14 protein-coding genes are annotated in these 14,930 nt (G+C 68.3%); 13 read left to right on the top strand and 1 reads right to left on the bottom strand.

Annotation, left to right across the window (positions count from 1 at the left end; genetic code table 11):
- The 10 genes from VFH59_RS00100 to recO all read left to right on the top strand — a co-directional run.
- Positions 1-2,131: bifunctional diguanylate cyclase/phosphodiesterase (locus tag VFH59_RS00100; protein WP_325162851.1), on the top strand; the 2,131-nt coding region annotated here is incomplete at its 5' end.
- 203 nt (positions 2,132-2,334) lie between these two features.
- Complete coding sequence (rpoE, locus tag VFH59_RS00095) at positions 2,335-2,931, top strand: RNA polymerase sigma factor RpoE (RefSeq protein WP_325162849.1); 597 nt, start codon at positions 2,335-2,337, stop codon at positions 2,929-2,931.
- Positions 2,928-3,572 (top strand): sigma-E factor negative regulatory protein, encoded by a 645-nt coding sequence (locus tag VFH59_RS00090; protein WP_325162848.1) that lies wholly within the window; start codon positions 2,928-2,930, stop codon positions 3,570-3,572. The genes rpoE and VFH59_RS00090 overlap by 4 nt, the downstream gene beginning before the upstream one ends.
- Before the next feature lie 110 nt (positions 3,573-3,682).
- Complete coding sequence (locus VFH59_RS00085) at positions 3,683-5,167, top strand: DegQ family serine endoprotease (RefSeq protein WP_325162847.1); 1,485 nt, start codon at positions 3,683-3,685, stop codon at positions 5,165-5,167.
- 172 nt (positions 5,168-5,339) lie between these two features.
- On the top strand, positions 5,340-7,130 hold the full coding sequence (gene lepA / locus VFH59_RS00080) for a translation elongation factor 4 (protein WP_325162846.1): 1,791 nt from the start codon (positions 5,340-5,342) through the stop codon (positions 7,128-7,130).
- A 104-nt stretch (positions 7,131-7,234) separates the two neighbouring features.
- Positions 7,235-8,152, top strand: a complete 918-nt coding sequence (gene lepB / locus VFH59_RS00075; protein ID WP_325162845.1) for a signal peptidase I — start codon at positions 7,235-7,237, stop codon at positions 8,150-8,152.
- A 102-nt stretch (positions 8,153-8,254) separates the two neighbouring features.
- A complete protein-coding gene (locus VFH59_RS00070) occupies positions 8,255-8,632 on the top strand; it encodes a DUF4845 domain-containing protein (RefSeq protein WP_325162844.1) in 378 nt (125 codons plus the stop codon).
- Between the two features lie 6 nt (positions 8,633-8,638).
- Positions 8,639-9,298: a ribonuclease III gene (gene rnc, locus VFH59_RS00065; RefSeq protein ID WP_325162843.1), complete on the top strand. Its 660-nt coding sequence runs from the start codon at positions 8,639-8,641 to the stop codon at positions 9,296-9,298.
- 77 nt (positions 9,299-9,375) lie between these two features.
- Positions 9,376-10,305 (top strand): GTPase Era, encoded by a 930-nt coding sequence (gene era / locus VFH59_RS00060; protein WP_325162842.1) that lies wholly within the window; start codon positions 9,376-9,378, stop codon positions 10,303-10,305.
- 104 nt (positions 10,306-10,409) lie between these two features.
- Positions 10,410-11,129, top strand: coding sequence for a DNA repair protein RecO (gene recO, locus VFH59_RS00055; protein WP_325162841.1), 720 nt, complete (start codon positions 10,410-10,412; stop codon positions 11,127-11,129).
- Positions 11,130-11,198: 69 nt separating this feature from the next.
- Here the strand turns inward: recO and VFH59_RS00050 are convergent, their stop codons facing one another.
- The gene (locus tag VFH59_RS00050; protein WP_325162840.1) at positions 11,199-11,939 is read right to left on the bottom strand and encodes a response regulator; all 741 of its coding nucleotides are present in this window, start codon (positions 11,937-11,939) and stop codon (positions 11,199-11,201) included.
- A 46-nt stretch (positions 11,940-11,985) separates the two neighbouring features.
- On the opposite strand from VFH59_RS00050, the gene VFH59_RS00045 reads away from it, so the two are divergent.
- The 3 genes from VFH59_RS00045 to VFH59_RS00035 form a co-directional block, all read left to right on the top strand.
- The gene (locus tag VFH59_RS00045) at positions 11,986-14,007 is read left to right on the top strand and encodes a hypothetical protein (protein WP_325162839.1); all 2,022 of its coding nucleotides are present in this window, start codon (positions 11,986-11,988) and stop codon (positions 14,005-14,007) included.
- Positions 14,008-14,031: 24 nt separating this feature from the next.
- A complete protein-coding gene (locus VFH59_RS00040; protein ID WP_325162838.1) occupies positions 14,032-14,628 on the top strand; it encodes a YdbL family protein in 597 nt (198 codons plus the stop codon).
- 66 nt (positions 14,629-14,694) lie between these two features.
- Positions 14,695-14,930: TRAM domain-containing protein (locus tag VFH59_RS00035; protein WP_325162837.1), on the top strand; the 236-nt coding region annotated here is incomplete at its 3' end.

The raw sequence follows: 14,930 nt of genomic DNA, 5'->3' as shown, positions 1-14,930 counted from the left end.
CGCGTTCGAGGAGGACGCGAGCGAGTGGCTGATCGTCGATCCGCAGACCGAGCGCGTGCTGGAAACCAGTTCGGCGGTGGTGCGGCACAGCCATCTCGAGGTGGAGCAACTGGTCGGCCGTGGCCTGCGCGAACTGCTGGCGTTCGAGGGCATCGGCATCGAACACGTGCTGCAGCAGGCCGATCGGCGATGGTACGCATGCCAACGGCGTTCCAGCCGTGGCGCCGACACCGGCCAGGCCAGCGCACGGCGGATCCGCCACGGGGAACAGGAAGCCATCGCGCTGCTGTTCCGCAGCGACCGCGCCGACATCCGCGCCGAGGCGGCCCTCAGCCTGCTCTCGCGCATGTTCGCCTCGGCCAGTGGCATCGACACGCAGAAGGTCGCCGCGCGCCTGCTGGTGGACGAACTGGGCCTGGATTATCTCGCCTTGTGGTCGTCCCGGCCGGCGGAAGGCGCGTCCGGCCCGGGCCTGCTGATCCAGCTGTGGCGTGGCGAGGACCAGGCCTGGCCCGCGCCGGCCCAGCAGGGCGTGCTGCGCCAGGTGCTGGACGGCAAGGCGGTGCTGCACCCGGCCGATGCATGCAAGCTTGCTGCGAGCGATCCATTGATCGAGATGCTTGGCGTATCCGGCTTTGCGGGCCTGCCGCTGTTCGACGAGCGGCGCTCGGTGCTGGGCGCCCTGCTGGTCGGCAGCCGTACGCCGTTCGGCGACATGGGCCTGGTCGAGCCGGTGCTGCGCTGCGCCGCCGCGCGCTTCGCGCATGCGCAGGAGCTGCGGCTGACCCGCGAGCAAGGCCGGGCCGAAGGCCTGATCGATGCGCTCACGGGCCTGCCCAACCGCCTGCTGTTCAACGACCGCCTGGACACCATCATCCGCGAGGCGCACCGCACCCGGGAAACCTTCGCGGTGCTGTTCGTCGATCTGGACCGCTTCAAGGACATCAACGATACGCTCGGTCACGCCGCCGGCGACCACGTGCTCAAGACGGTCACCCACCGCCTGTGCTCCAGCGTGCGCGCCTCCGACACCGTGGCCCGTTATGCCGGCGATGAGTTCGTGGTGGTGCTGCGCCACATCATCAAGAACGATGACGTGCTGCGCGTGGCCGAGAAGATCGTGCAGGTGATGGAGGCGCCGCTCAAGATTGCCGGCGAGGAGGCACCGCTCAAGGTCACCGCCTCGATCGGCGTGAGCTTCTATCCCGACGATGCGCTCGACGCCGAAACCCTGCTCAAGCACGCCGACGAGGCGATGTACGCGGCCAAGCGCCAGGGTCGCAACAACTTCCAGTTCTACGAGATCAGTCCGGAACAGGCGCAGCAGCACGACGTGCTGCTCAAGACCCGGCTGCGCCATGCCGAAGGCAATGGCGAACTGCGCGTGTTCTACCAGCCGCAGGTCGACGCCGAGAGCGAGGACATCGTCGGCATGGAGGCGCTGGTGCGCTGGGAGCACCCGGAACTGGGCCCGATCAGCCCCGGCGTGTTCATCCCGCTGGCCGAGGAGACCGGCCTGATCGTGTCGCTCGGCGCCTGGGTCCTGCGCACCGCCTGCCGCCAGGCGCACGAATGGGAGGAGAAGTACGGCCTGCGCCTGCGCCTGGGCGTCAACCTTTCGGCCGTGCAGCTGATGGAACCGGACCTGCTGGACACCGTGACGGCGGCGCTCGCCGAGTCGGGCCTGGACCCGCGACTGCTGGAGCTGGAGGTCACCGAAAGCATCAGCATCAAGGCGGTGCCCAACCTGGTGGAGAACCTGCACGGCCTGCATCGGCTGGGGTGCCGCATCGCGATCGACGATTTCGGCACCGGCGCGGCCTCGCTCGACTACCTGCGCAAACTGCCGGCGGACCGCATCAAGATCGACCAGAGCTTCGTGCGCAACATCGGCATCGACCCGGACGACGAGGCGATCGTGCGCGCCACCATCGAGATGGCGCATCGCCTGAAACGCGGCGTGGTGGCCGAGGGCGTGGAGATCGAGCAGCATCTGAAGTTCCTGCGCGCCAACCACTGTGACGAGCTGCAGGGCTACCTGTTCTGCCGCCCGCTGCCGCATGCCAGCTTCGACCGCCTGCTGGCCGAGCGCCAGCGCCTGCTGGCAGAGCCCCAGGCCAACGTGGCGTGAATCCGAGCCCACCCAACCGGCACCCTTGATCCAGGACATCCACGCCGCATCTTGAATGCATGCCGTCGCCCGTCGACGGCTTTTTTTGGACTGGCCAGCCATCGTGACGCCCGTGTGAACTTGCGCTGCTGCCGCTTGTCTGAGGGCGGCGCGTTACCATCCGGCTGGCGCCACCCAAGCGGTTATCGAAGGAGACGGCCCGGATGGGCGAAAACGAACTGGATAGCGCCCTGGTCGAGCGTGTCCAAAACGGCGACCGGCGCGCCTTCGACCTGCTGGTGCGCAAGTACCAGCACAAGGTGATCGGCCTGATTTCCCGGTACGTCAACAACTACGCCGAATGCGAGGACGTGGCGCAGGAGGCGTTCGTGCGCGCCTGGCGGGCGATCGGCTCGTTCCGCGGGGACAGCCAGTTCTATACCTGGATGTACAAGATTGCCGTCAATACGGCCAAGAACCACCTGGTGGCGATGGGCCGCCGGCCGCCGATGGACGATATCGCGGCGGAGGACGCCGTTTTCCTGACCGGCGCCGAGCGGATGCAGGAGGGCGCCACGCCCGAACGCGAATTGCTTCGGCAGGAGATTGAACAAACCGTCTTCGATACTGTCCAAGCGCTGCCAGAGGAGCTGCGGACCGCCATCACGCTGCGCGAGGTGGACGGCCTGAGCTACGAGGAAATCGCCGAGGCGATGGGCTGTCCCATCGGTACCGTGCGTTCGCGGATCTTCCGTGCGCGCGAAGCGATCGATCAGCAACTGCGGCCACTGCTCTCGGACCGCGAGGATCATCCGACATGACGCAAGACCAACGTGAACACCTTTCGGCCGGCATCGACGGCGAACTCGCCCGCGAGGAGCTTCGCTTCCTGCTGCGCCGGTTCGAGCACGATGCCGTGCTGAGGCAGGCCTGGGCGCGCTATCACCTGGCGCGCGACGGCTTGCGCCGGCAGTTGCCGGCGGTGGCTTCGGCCGGTTTCGCGGCACGGGTGGAGCAGGCGATCGCGCAGGAATCCGAGGCCGGCACGGGACGGCGCACGCCGCACTGGCTGCGCTGGTCGGCCGGCGGCGCCATTGCCGCCAGCGTCGCGGTGGCAGCTCTGATGATCGCCCGCCCGATGGCGGACGACGAGCACGCGGCGACGGCGCTGGCGCAGAACACCCCGGCTGCCGAAGTCGCTGCCCCGTCCGAGCCGGCCACGCCTGCCGCGGTGCCGCCGTGGCTCAGCAGCGACACCGCCTCGCGTTACAGCCAGCAGGCTGCCGCTACCCTTGGCGATAGCTATGGCGGAGGGTTGATGCCCTATGCGCGCAGCCTGTCACCCTATCGCGTCGAGCCGGTGCGCTCGCTGCGCAGCCAGCCCGGTTATTACCTGCTGATCGACCCGCAGCAGGTGCCAGCCGCCCGCTATCCGCGACAGGCGGCTACCGGCACCCAGTGATCCGCGCCCGCGTGCGCTCACCGCGGTCGTATTCCCTTTAGCCTCCGAGCCGGTCCGCCCCGCGGACCGTGCACGGTCGCGTCCCTTTGTTGCCTGAAGGAGGAACGTCCATGAATCGATTTCCCTTGCGCACCCTGACCTGCTGCGTGTTGATGGGCCTGGTGACGGCCGGCTGCGCCCAGGCGGAGCCGCCGGCCGCGCAGGCAAACGCGCCGTCGCAGGCGGGCACCCCCGCGCCGGCCGTGGCCGGCCTGCCGGACTTCACCCCGATCGTGAAGAAGAACGCGCCTGCCGTGGTGCACGTGGAGGCCAAGTACAACGGCCGGCGCCGGGAACCGGGGATGCAGGCCGGCATGCCCGACGATCCGCAGATGGAGCTCTTCCGCCGCTTCTTCGGCATGCCGATGATGCCCTCGCCGGAAGAGCAGGCGCACACCTCGCTGGGCTCGGGCTTCATCGTGTCCAGTGACGGCTACATCCTGACCAACAACCACGTGGTCGACGGCGCCGACGCAGTCACCGTGCGCCTGCAGGACCGGCGCACCCTCGACGCCAAGGTAGTGGGCACCGACCCGAGCTACGACATCGCCCTGCTCAAGGTCGACCAGAGTGGCCTCCCCGCGGTGTCCATCGGCGAGTCGCGCTCGCTCAGGCCGGGCCAATGGGTCCTGGCGATCGGTTCGCCGTTCGGCCTGGACTACACCGTCACCCAGGGCATCGTCAGCGCCGTGGGGCGCAATCTCGGGAGCGGTGACCAGCCCTATACCTCGTTCATCCAGACCGACGTGCCGATCAACCGCGGCAACTCGGGCGGCCCGCTGTTCAACCTGCAGGGCCAGGTGGTCGGCATCAATTCGCAGATCTACTCCAACACTGGCGGCTACCTCGGCGTGTCGTTCTCGATCCCGATCGACGTGGCGATGAACGCGGTGCAGCAGATCAAGGACCATGGCTACGTCACCCGCGGCCAGCTCGGCGTGCAGGTGCGCGGCGTGGACAGCCAGATCGCCAAGGCGCTCAAGCTGGACAACCCGCGCGGTGCCATCGTCGGCGTGGTGCAGGAGGGCAGTGCGGCCGACAAGGCCGGCATCCAGGTCGGCGACATCATCGTCGGCTACAACGGCCAGCCGATCACGGACGCCGGTGATCTGCCTCCGGTGGTCGGCATGACCAAGCCGGGTAGCAGGGTGCCGGTGGAGATACTGCGCAACGGCAAGAAGCAGACCATCCAGGTGACGGTCGGCGAGGCTCCTCACGACGGGACCGGCGCGGGCGGCCGCGACCATTCGCCGGTCCAGTCGGGCTCGGCCGCGCTCGGACTGAGCGTACGCGAGCTGGACAACGACACGCGCCAGCAGCTCGATCTGAAAAAAGGCGAGGGCGTACTGATCGGCGACATCACCGGTCCGGTTGCCGCGCGGGCCGGCCTGCAGCCGGGCGATGTGATCCTGCGCGTGGGTCAGCAGAACGTCGGCAGCGTGTCCGCGTTCCGCGCGGCGACCAGGAGCGTCAAGCCGGGCGACACCGTATTGCTGCTCGTGCGCCGGGGCGATGATACCCAGTTCATCGCGCTGACCGTGCCGTCGGACAAGTAGGCCCCGCCTGCCTCGCAGGTGCCCGCTTGCGCGCGATGCCACGTTTCACGGCATCGCCAGCACGCGGGCGCCTGGTTGGCGCAGTCCGATTCCATGCGACAATACCGGGTTCGTATCGCCATCCCGGCGGTGCGCGGCCCTCCAGGCCGTGAAAGCCCGACCAGCGTATTCCATGGAACTGATCCGCAACTTCTCCATCATCGCCCACATCGACCACGGCAAGTCGACGCTCGCCGACCGCATCATTCAGCTCTGCGGCGGCCTGAGCGAGCGCGAGATGGAAGCCCAGGTGCTCGACAATAATCCGATCGAGCGCGAGCGCGGCATTACGATCAAGGCCCAGTCGGTGTCGTTGCCGTACACCGCGCGTGACGGCAAGACCTACCAGCTCAACTTCATCGATACGCCCGGCCACGTCGACTTCTCCTACGAGGTGTCGCGCTCGCTGGCCGCGTGCGAGGGCGCGCTGCTGGTGGTCGATGCCGCCCAAGGCGTGGAGGCGCAGTCGGTCGCCAACTGCTACACCGCGGTGGAGCAGGGGCTGGAAGTGGTGCCGGTATTGAACAAGATCGATCTGCCCACCGCCGACCCGGAAAAGGTCAAGGGCGAGATCGAGGCCGTGATCGGCATCGACGCCGACGATGCCGTGGCGATCAGTGCCAAGACCGGACAGAACGTGACCGAGGTGCTCGAGGCCATCGTCGCGCGCATCCCGCCGCCCAAGCCCCGCGACACCGACCGTTTGCAGGCGTTGATCATCGACTCCTGGTTCGACAACTACCTGGGCGTGATCTCGCTGGTGCGGGTGATGCAGGGCGAGATCAAGCCCGGCGACAAGCTGCTGGTGATGTCCACCGGGCGCGTGCACGAGGTCGACGACGTGGGCGTGTTCACGCCCAAGCGCAAGAAGCTGGACAAGCTCGGTGCCGGCGAGGTGGGCTGGATCAACGCCTCGATCAAGGACGTGCACGGCGCGCCGGTCGGCGACACGCTGACCCTGGCCGCCAAGCCGGCCGAAAAGCCGCTGCCGGGCTTCCAGACCATGCAGCCGCGCGTGTTCGCCGGCCTGTTCCCGGTGTCGGCCGACGACTACCCGGCGATGCGCGAGGCGCTGGACAAGCTGCGCCTGAACGACGCGGCGTTGTTCTTCGAACCCGAATCCTCCGAGGCGATGGGCTTCGGCTTCCGCTGCGGCTTCCTGGGGATGCTGCACATGGAAATCGTGCAGGAACGGCTCGAGCGCGAGTACGACCTCGACCTCATCACCACGGCGCCGACGGTGGTCTACGAGGTGCTCAAGACCGACGGCACCGTGATGGACCTGGACAATCCCTCGAAACTGCCGCCGGTGCCGCAAATCCAGGAGATTCGCGAGCCCATCATCGTCGCGAACATCCTCACGCCGCCGGACTACATCGGCAACATCATCACCCTGTGCGAGGAAAAGCGCGGCGTGCAGCGCTCCATCCAGTACCTCGCCACGCAGGTGCAGATCAGCTACGAGATGCCGCTGGCCGAAGTGGTGCTGGACTTCTTCGACCGCCTCAAGTCGGTCTCGCGCGGCTACGCCTCGATGGACTACCACCACGAGCGCTTCGAGGCCGGCCCGTTCGTGCGCGTGGACGTGCTGATCAACGGCGATCGCGTGGATGCACTGAGCCTGATCGTGCACCGCAGCCATGCGGACCGCCGCGGTCGCGAGCTGGTCGAGCGCATGAAAGACCTGATTCCGCGCCAGCAGTTCGATGTCGCCATCCAGGCCGCCATCGGCGCGCAGATCATCGCCCGTTCCACGGTCAAGGCGCTGCGCAAGAACGTGCTGGCCAAGTGCTACGGCGGTGACGTGAGCCGCAAGAAGAAGCTTCTGGAGAAGCAGAAGGAAGGCAAGAAGCGCATGAAGCAGGTCGGCCGCGTGGAGATCCCGCAGGAGGCCTTCCTTGCCGTTCTGAAAGTGGATAAATAGTGAGGCGGGGGGCGGGAAGCCGGGAACGGGGAACGGACGGGCCGTGGCCTGGTCTTCGTTCCCCGTTCCCGGTTCCCTGTTCCCCGCTCCGATAGGAGCCCCAGATGGAATTCGATTTTTCCGCGATCCTGCTCGCTCTCACCGTGCTCTTCGGCGTGGTGTGGGGGCTGGACCGGTTGTTCCTGTACAAGAAGCGCAAGGCGCGCCTGGATGCGGCCGGCGACGAGTACCGTGACCCGGCGCCGGTGGATTGGGCGCGCTCGCTGTTTCCGGTGGTGCTGGTGGTGCTGGTGCTGCGTTCGTTCGTGGCCGAACCGTTCCGCATCCCCTCCGGCTCGATGATGCCGACGCTCGACGTGGGCGATTTCATCCTGGTCAACAAGTTCGCCTATGGCCTGCGCATGCCGGCCTTCAACAACAAGTTCCTCGGCCTGGGCGAACCCAAGCGCGGCGACGTGGTGGTGTTCCGTTTCCCCGGCTACCTGTGCCAGGACGACGACGGCCAGTGGGCGCGCAGCGGCGACATCAGCTGCTCCGATCCGCATGCGCCCGTGCCGAACCAGAACTGGATCAAGCGCGTGATCGGGCTGCCCGGCGATACCATCGAGTCGCACGGCGACCAGCTGCTGATCAATGGCAAGCCGGTGTCCGCCGACCTGACGGGGCCTTTCCAGGGACGGCTCAACGGCGACGAGTCGCGGCTGATGCGCGACTACGGCGCCACGGTATGGACCGAGCATCTGCCGCGGTCGGACGGCAAGGGCAGCATCGATCACATGATCGCCAGGATGCCCGCCTACTCGGTGCCGTTCTCCATCCCCAACGACAAGGTGCCTGCCAGGGTGCCGCCCGGCTGCTATATCGTGATGGGCGACAACCGCTACAACAGCACCGACAGCCGCTGGTGGGGCTGCCTGCCGGAACAGAACCTGGCCGGCAAGGCCTTCCTGATCTGGCTGAGCTGGAAGGGGACGCATGACGGCTGGATCGACTTCTCCCGGATTGGCAAGATCATCCACTGATGCAGGACGTGACAGGCGCCACTCAAGCGCGTGTCACAAGGCCAGGGTGGCGCGCGAGAATGGCAGACGAAGCGGCCGCCGCAGCGGCATAGCGAGGGGACTATGAAGAGCAAGCAAACGGGCATCACCCTGATCGGGTTTCTGGTCATCCTGATCGTCGTGGCCTTCTTCGGCTACATGGCGATGAGGCTGGTGCCGGCCTATTCCGAATACATGGGCGTGACCAAGGCCATGAACCAGGTCTCGACCGAGGGCGCCGACGGCAAGTCGCTGGACGAGATCCGCCGGGACCTCCTGTTCAAGATGGGTTTCCAGTACGTGGACGATGCGACCATCCAGCCCCAGGACATCACCATTGACCGCAGCAACGGCACGCAGTTGCGCGTGTCGTACGACAAGCAGATCCCGTTCATCTACAACATCGACTTCCTGCTGCACTTCGACAAGAGCGTACCTTTGCAGGGCAACGTGCCGCTCTGACGCCAAGTGAAGCTGGACTACCGTTTCCGTGATCCCTCGCTCGCCGAACTGGCGCTGACCCACCGCAGCGCCGGGCGGCCGAACAACGAGCGGATGGAATTCCTCGGCGATGCGCTGCTCGGCGCGGTGGTCGGGGAAATGCTTTTCGAGGCGCACCCGCGCGCCAGCGAGGGCGAGCTCTCACGGTTGCGGGCGCAGCTGGTCAATGGCCAGGCGCTGGCAGTGGTCGCGCGCGAGCTGGAGCTTGGCGATGGGCTGAAGCTGGGCTCGGGCGAGTTGAAGAGCGGCGGTTTCCGGCGCGACTCGATCCTGGCCGACGCGTTCGAGGCGCTGGTCGCGGCGGTTTACCTCGACGGCGGATTCGAGGCCTGCCGCCAGACCGTGCGGGAGCTGTTCGCCCGGCGCGTGGCCGACCTGCCCAAATCCTCCAAGGATGCCAAGACCCGCCTGCAGGAGTGGCTGCAGGCGCGCGGCCTGCCGCTGCCGGTCTACGAACTGGCGGGCAGCCACGGCGAGGACCACGCCAAGGTCTTCGACGTGACCTGCAGCATCGCCGAGCCGGCGCCCCTGCGCGCGGCCGCAAGCGGCCCGAGCCGGCGTGCCGCCGAGCAGGACGCGGCGGAGATCGTGCTCGGCCAGTTGGCCGAGCCGCTGCCACCTGCCTGAATTCCGCTTCCCCCGCCGCTGGCGCCATCGGCGCGGCGGCGCCATGCTTTGCCTCCTGTCCGCCGGAACCTTTTTCCATGAACGATGAAACCGCATTTCCCGGCGACCTGCCGCACGAGAATTTCCGCTGTGGCGCCGTAGCCCTGGTCGGTCGCCCGAACGTGGGCAAATCGACGTTGCTCAACGCACTGATCGGCTTTCGCCTCTCCATCGTCAGCCCACGCCCCCAGACCACCCGCCATCGCATCCTCGGGATTGCGACCAGCGAGGCGGGGCAGGTGATGTACGTGGATACCCCGGGCCTGCACCGCGGCGCCAAGCGCGCGATGAACCGCAGCCTCAACCGCGCCGCACGTACCGCCATGGGCGAGGTCGACCTGGCGGTGCAGTTGATCGAAGCCGGCCGCTGGACCGACGAGGATGAGGCATTGTACGCCGCACTGGTCGAGCAGAACGTGCCGCGGCTGCTGGCGATCAACAAGGTCGACCTGGCCAAGGACAAGGGGGCGCTGCTGCCGTTCGTTGCCGAATTGACTGCCGGGCACGAGTTCGCCGACATCCACTACGTCAGTGCCCTCAAGCAAAAGGGCCTGAAGGAACTGGAGCGGGCGATCCTGGAGCGCCTGCCGGTGCGTCCACCGGTCTTCGGCGAGGACGAGGTCACCGACCGCAGCGAGCGCTTCCTGGCCGCCGAGATGGTGCGGGAGCAGCTGATGCTCCGGCTCGACCAGGAGCTGCCGTACGCGACCACGGTGGAGATCGAGCAGTTCAAGGACCGCGAGGACGGCGTTGCCGAAATCCACGCGGTCATCTGGGTCGAGCGCGACGGGCAGAAGGCGATCGTGATCGGACAGGGCGGTGCCCAGCTCAAGGCCATCGGCAGTGCGGCCCGCCGCCATATGGAGCGGTTGTTCGAGCGCAAGGTGTTCCTCAAGCTGTGGGTGAAGGTGCGCGAAGGCTGGGTCGATGACGAAGCGATGCTGAAGAAGCTCGGTTATACGGACTGAAACAGGGCGCGTGGCGGGCCTGACGTCCCGCGCAAGGCCTCACTGGCACGGCAAGCGCCAGCGCCTCAAGATCACCCCGTTCCCCATCCTCGCCACCGTCGGTCATGCTCATCGACCAGCAGCCCGCCTACGTCCTGCACGCGCGGCCCTACCGGGAGACCTCGCTGCTGCTCGAATGCCTCACCCGGGACCACGGACGGCTGGGCGTGGTCGCGCGTGGCGTCCGGCGCGAGCGGGCACGGCTGCAACGGGCACAGCTCGAGCCGTTCCAGCCGCTGGCGCTGGACCTGTCGCTGCGGGGCGAACTGGCGACCCTGCGCGGCGCCGAGCCCGCCGGTGCGCCACTACGGCTGGCCGGCGACGCTGGCCTGGCCGGGCTCTACCTCAACGAACTGGTGGTGCGCCTGACCGGTCGCCAGGATCCGCTGCCCGACCTGTTCGAAGCCTACGGGCGGACCCTGCCGCGGCTCACCGGCCCGGGCCCCCTGGCCTGGCAACTGCGCCGGTTCGAACGCGACCTGCTTGCGGCCATCGGCTATGCGCTGCAACTGGACACCGATGCCGACAGCGGCGAGCCGGTGGCGGCGCAAGGCTGGTACCGCTATCAGGTGGAGCATGGGCCGGTGGCCTGTCCGAACGATGCGCCGCGGGCGATCCTCGGCGAGCACCTGCTGGCGCTGGCCATGGACGAGCCCCCCGCGGTCGCCGGACAGGCGGCATTACGCCGCCTGATGCGCGAGGTGATCCGCTTCCACCTGGGTGGCGGTGAACTGCACGCCTGGCGTGTGCTGGCCACGGCCATGTCGCGGCGCCCCCCGGAGTGACCATCGCAGAGCGTGGGCTGCACCTGGGTTTGCCGGAAGACCGCCGCAGGCGCCAGGCCTTGCAGTCGGCTAGCGATCCAGCGCTGCCAGCGTCGTGATCAGCGCCTGACGGAACCTCTCCCGTGCTCCATCGACGGCCGAGCCCCGGGTCTCCAGCTGCCGCTGCAGGTGGGTCGCCTGCAGCGACAGCGCGGATGCCCCGCAGAAACCACAGGCCGACCGCAAGCGATGCAGGCGTTCGACCAGGCGGGGCGGGTCCGTGCAAAAGTGGTCCAGCTCCTGCACCAGCGTGGAGAGCTCCTCGCGCAACAGGCCGCGCAGCGCCTGCATCGTGCCCTGGTCGCCGCTACTGACCAGGCCGGCCGCGTCATCGAGCAACGGCGCGCGGCGGCCGCTGGTGCGGGCGAGCGAGACCAATGGGCGCAGCGCCTCCAGTTCGCACGGCTTGAGCAGCACATCGCTGAAACCGGCGGTCAGCAGCCGCTGGCGATCGTCGGCCGACACCTCGGCGCTGGTCGCCACGGCAGGTGCGTCGGCCGAGCGGGCCTGGGCGTCGGCGCGCAAGGCCGCCAGCACCTCATGCGCGCCGGCACCTGGCATGCGGCAGTCGAGCAGGAGCAGGTCGAACGTCTCGATGGCGGCTCGTGCGAGCGCCATCTGCCCGTCGGCGCACTCGTGCACCTGCACACCCAGCGCACGCAGCCCGTCGCCGAGGAAGCGGCGGCTCGCCGGATCGTCATCGGCCACCAACACGTAGGGCGGGGGAAGGTTCCCGGGTGGCGGGTCACGCAGGAAGGCGGCTGTGCTCATTGACGAAATCCATGTCGTTCAGCTGGCTTTGGCAGAATGATGGCACATGCTCCCGCCCTCCCGCCGCCTGTTGCTGTGCCTCGGCCTGTTCCTCGTTGCCGCATGGACGGCGCCGGCGCGGGCGGATGTCGACGTGACCGCCAGGGTGGTCGCGATGCCCGGCGTGCGGCTGCAGCAGGTAAGCCTGCACATCGGCGAGAGCGAGAAAGGCGGGCTGATGCTCAAGCTCCATGCGGCGCGCGCGGACGTGGCCGCCATGGGCTGGCACCGGGTCGGGCTGGACCTGCAGGGCATGCTGTCGCGCGACCTGCAGATGCGCTGGATGCTCGACGGCACGCTGGCCCTGCGCGGCGCGCCGGGTGGCGCACTCGGGAATTCGGACGTGCACCTGGTGATCGACGAGCGCGCCAACACCCTGCAGGCCGATATCGCGCAGGCCGCGGCGGCGGCAAGTGCGTGGGTGCCGCTCGACCAGACCAGCCACGCACAGATCACCCTCAAGGACCTGCCGGCCCAATGGCTGGCGGGCCTGCTCGGCACGGTCTGGTCGGGACGGCCCACGGGCGGCCGGCTGGATGCCGAACTGGCGCTGGACGTGCACCAGAACGGCATCCAGTCCTCCGGCGAGTTCAAGCTGGCTGGCGTCGGCTTCGACAGCCCCACCGGCACGCTGGCCGGGCAGGGCGTGAATGGCAACGGCCGCCTGGGCATCGACACGCAGGGCGGCCCGGCCCGGTTCACCGTGGACGCCGTCCTGCGTGGCGGCGAGCTGCTGCTCGGCCCGATCTACGCCAGGCTGCCGGACCATCCGGTGCAGCTCAACGTCGCTGCGGTGGGCCAGGATGGTGCTCTGGCGATCAATCGGCTGCGCGTCAACGATGCCGATGCGCTGCAGCTGGACGGCGCGCTCGCCTTCGACTCCCGTGGCAACCTGGCCCGGCTCCGCCTGGAGCGCTTCCAGGCCCGTTTTCCCGCCGCCTACGACCGCTACGGCGCAGCCTGGCTGGATACGCTGGGCCTGCATGGCGTGGATGCGCGCGGCGCCTTGAGCGGCAACCTCGACCTTCGCGCCGACGGGCCGCACGGCTTCGCCTTCTCGGCCGACCATCTCTACCTGGCGACGGCCGATGGCCGGCTGGGTATCGACGACCTCAACGGTGGGCTGGACTGGTCCGCCCAGGCCGATCGCCCCACCACCAGCCTCGGCTGGCGTGCATTGCGCCTGTACCGCCTGCCTTTCGGCCCGGCCAGGGCGCAGTGGCGCAGCCAGGGCGGCACGCTCGGGTTGACCCAGCCGCTGGGCGTGGGATTGCTCGGCGGGACCGTACGCGTGGGCGAACTCGACTGGCGTCCCGCTGCGGCGAAGGGCAAGCGGCTGGAGGCCTCGCTGGCGGTCACCGGCGTGGACATGGCGGCTTTCAGCAAGGCGATGGGCTGGCCGCAATTCCCCGGCACGCTCGGCGGCGCGATCCCCTCGCTGCGGTGGGTCGACGACACGGTGGAGCTGGCGGGCGGCCTGTCGGTCAATGTCTTCAACGGTTTCGTCGACATCACCCAGCTCGCGCTCACGCAGCCATTCGGGCCCAGCCCGGTGCTGGCGGCAGACGTCGGTTTCCGCCAGCTGGACCTGGGCTCGATCACCAGCGTGTTCGACTTCGGCAGCATCACCGGTCCGCTGCACGGGAGCATCGACAGCCTGCGCCTGGTCGACTGGCAGCCGGTCGCGTTCGATGCGCACCTGCTCGCCGACGAAGGAGGGCGCATCAGCCAGCGCGCGGTCAACAACCTCACCTCCGTCGGTGGCGGCGGCATGGCCGCGGGCCTGCAGGGCGCCGTGCTCAAGCTGTTCAAGACGTTCGGTTACCAGCGCATCGGCCTCAACTGCCGGCTGGCCGGCACGGTCTGCCACATGAGCGGGCTGGAGAATAGCGGCGACGGGTACACTATCGTCGATGGCAGCGGCTTGCCGCACCTTCAGGTCATCGGCCATCAGCACGAGGTCGACTGGCCGACCCTGGTGAGCCGGCTGAAGGCGGCCACCGAAGGCGGCGGTCCCCAGATCCGCTGACGTCCAACCCCTCAGGAGCCCATCATGCGCAAGCTCGTCTACGTCCTGCTGACCACCGTGATGGTCGCCCTGGTCGGCTGCGTCACCATCAACGTTTATTTCCCCGAGGCGGCCGCGCAGAAGGCCGCCGACCGTTTCATCGGCACGGTGATCGACCAGGGCAATGCGCCGGCGCAGGACAGCAAGCCCGCACCGCAGGAGCATGAGCCGGCCCGGCCCTCGGCCATGCTGCTCGACCTGCTGGTGCCGGCCGCCTATGCCGACACGCCCGACATCCGCGTGCAGACGCCGGCCACCGAGGCGATCCGGGGGCGCATGCGGGCACGCTTCGAGAGCACCCTGCAAGCGCTCCTCGACGCCGGCGCGGTGGGGTTCACCAAGGACGGCCTGGTGGCCGTACGCGACGCCGGCAAGATCGCACTCAGCCAGCGTGCCCAGGCCAACGCCGCCATCGCCGACGAGAACCGCGACCGCAACGCGCTGTACCGGGAAATCGCCCGCGCCAACGGCCATCCGGAGTGGGAAGCGCAGATCCGCCAGACCTTCGCCAAGGGCTGGATCGAGCGCGCCCACGGTGGCTGGTATTATCAGGACGCCGCGGGCGCCTGGCAGCGCAAGTAAGCCGCCCGCTCCCTCCTGCAACCCGCGCCCGGGTCCAACGATCCGGGCGTTTCGTTTGTCGAGTCCATGAAAGAAGCCATAGCCACCATCACCGACCTCGCCCATGACGGCCGCGGGGTCGCCCGCATTGACGGCAAGACCGTGTTCGTCAGCGGGGCGTTGCTGGGCGAGCAGGTCCGCCTGGGCATCCGCAAGCGCCACCGCAACTTCGACGAGGCCGAGACGCTCGAAGTGCTGGAACGCTCGCCGCATCGCGTAGAACCTCGCTGCGCGCACTTCGGCCAGTGCGGCGGCTGCTCGCT

It is taken from the genome of Frateuria sp., from assembly GCF_035695185.1.
GTDB lineage: Bacteria > Pseudomonadota > Gammaproteobacteria > Xanthomonadales > Rhodanobacteraceae > Frateuria_A.
The sequence above is the reverse complement of the archived record's forward strand: the minus strand, read 5'-3'. Positions and strand labels throughout refer to the sequence as shown.

Bases quoted from the DNA above. Each gene is read 5' to 3' on its own strand.
- lepB (WP_325162845.1), top strand. From the start codon at position 7,235: ATGGAATTCGATTTTTCCGCGATCCTGCTCGCTCTCACCGTGCTCTTC.
- rpoE (WP_325162849.1), top strand. From the start codon at position 2,335: ATGGGCGAAAACGAACTGGATAGCGCCCTGGTCGAGCGTGTCCAAAAC.
- lepA (WP_325162846.1), top strand. From the start codon at position 5,340: ATGGAACTGATCCGCAACTTCTCCATCATCGCCCACATCGACCACGGC.
- recO (WP_325162841.1), top strand. From the start codon at position 10,410: ATGCTCATCGACCAGCAGCCCGCCTACGTCCTGCACGCGCGGCCCTAC.
- era (WP_325162842.1), top strand. From the start codon at position 9,376: ATGAACGATGAAACCGCATTTCCCGGCGACCTGCCGCACGAGAATTTC.
- VFH59_RS00050 (WP_325162840.1), bottom strand. From the start codon at position 11,939: ATGAGCACAGCCGCCTTCCTGCGTGACCCGCCACCCGGGAACCTTCCC.
- VFH59_RS00085 (WP_325162847.1), top strand. From the start codon at position 3,683: ATGAATCGATTTCCCTTGCGCACCCTGACCTGCTGCGTGTTGATGGGC.
- VFH59_RS00040 (WP_325162838.1), top strand. From the start codon at position 14,032: ATGCGCAAGCTCGTCTACGTCCTGCTGACCACCGTGATGGTCGCCCTG.
- VFH59_RS00090 (WP_325162848.1), top strand. From the start codon at position 2,928: ATGACGCAAGACCAACGTGAACACCTTTCGGCCGGCATCGACGGCGAA.
- VFH59_RS00070 (WP_325162844.1), top strand. From the start codon at position 8,255: ATGAAGAGCAAGCAAACGGGCATCACCCTGATCGGGTTTCTGGTCATC.
- VFH59_RS00045 (WP_325162839.1), top strand. From the start codon at position 11,986: ATGCTCCCGCCCTCCCGCCGCCTGTTGCTGTGCCTCGGCCTGTTCCTC.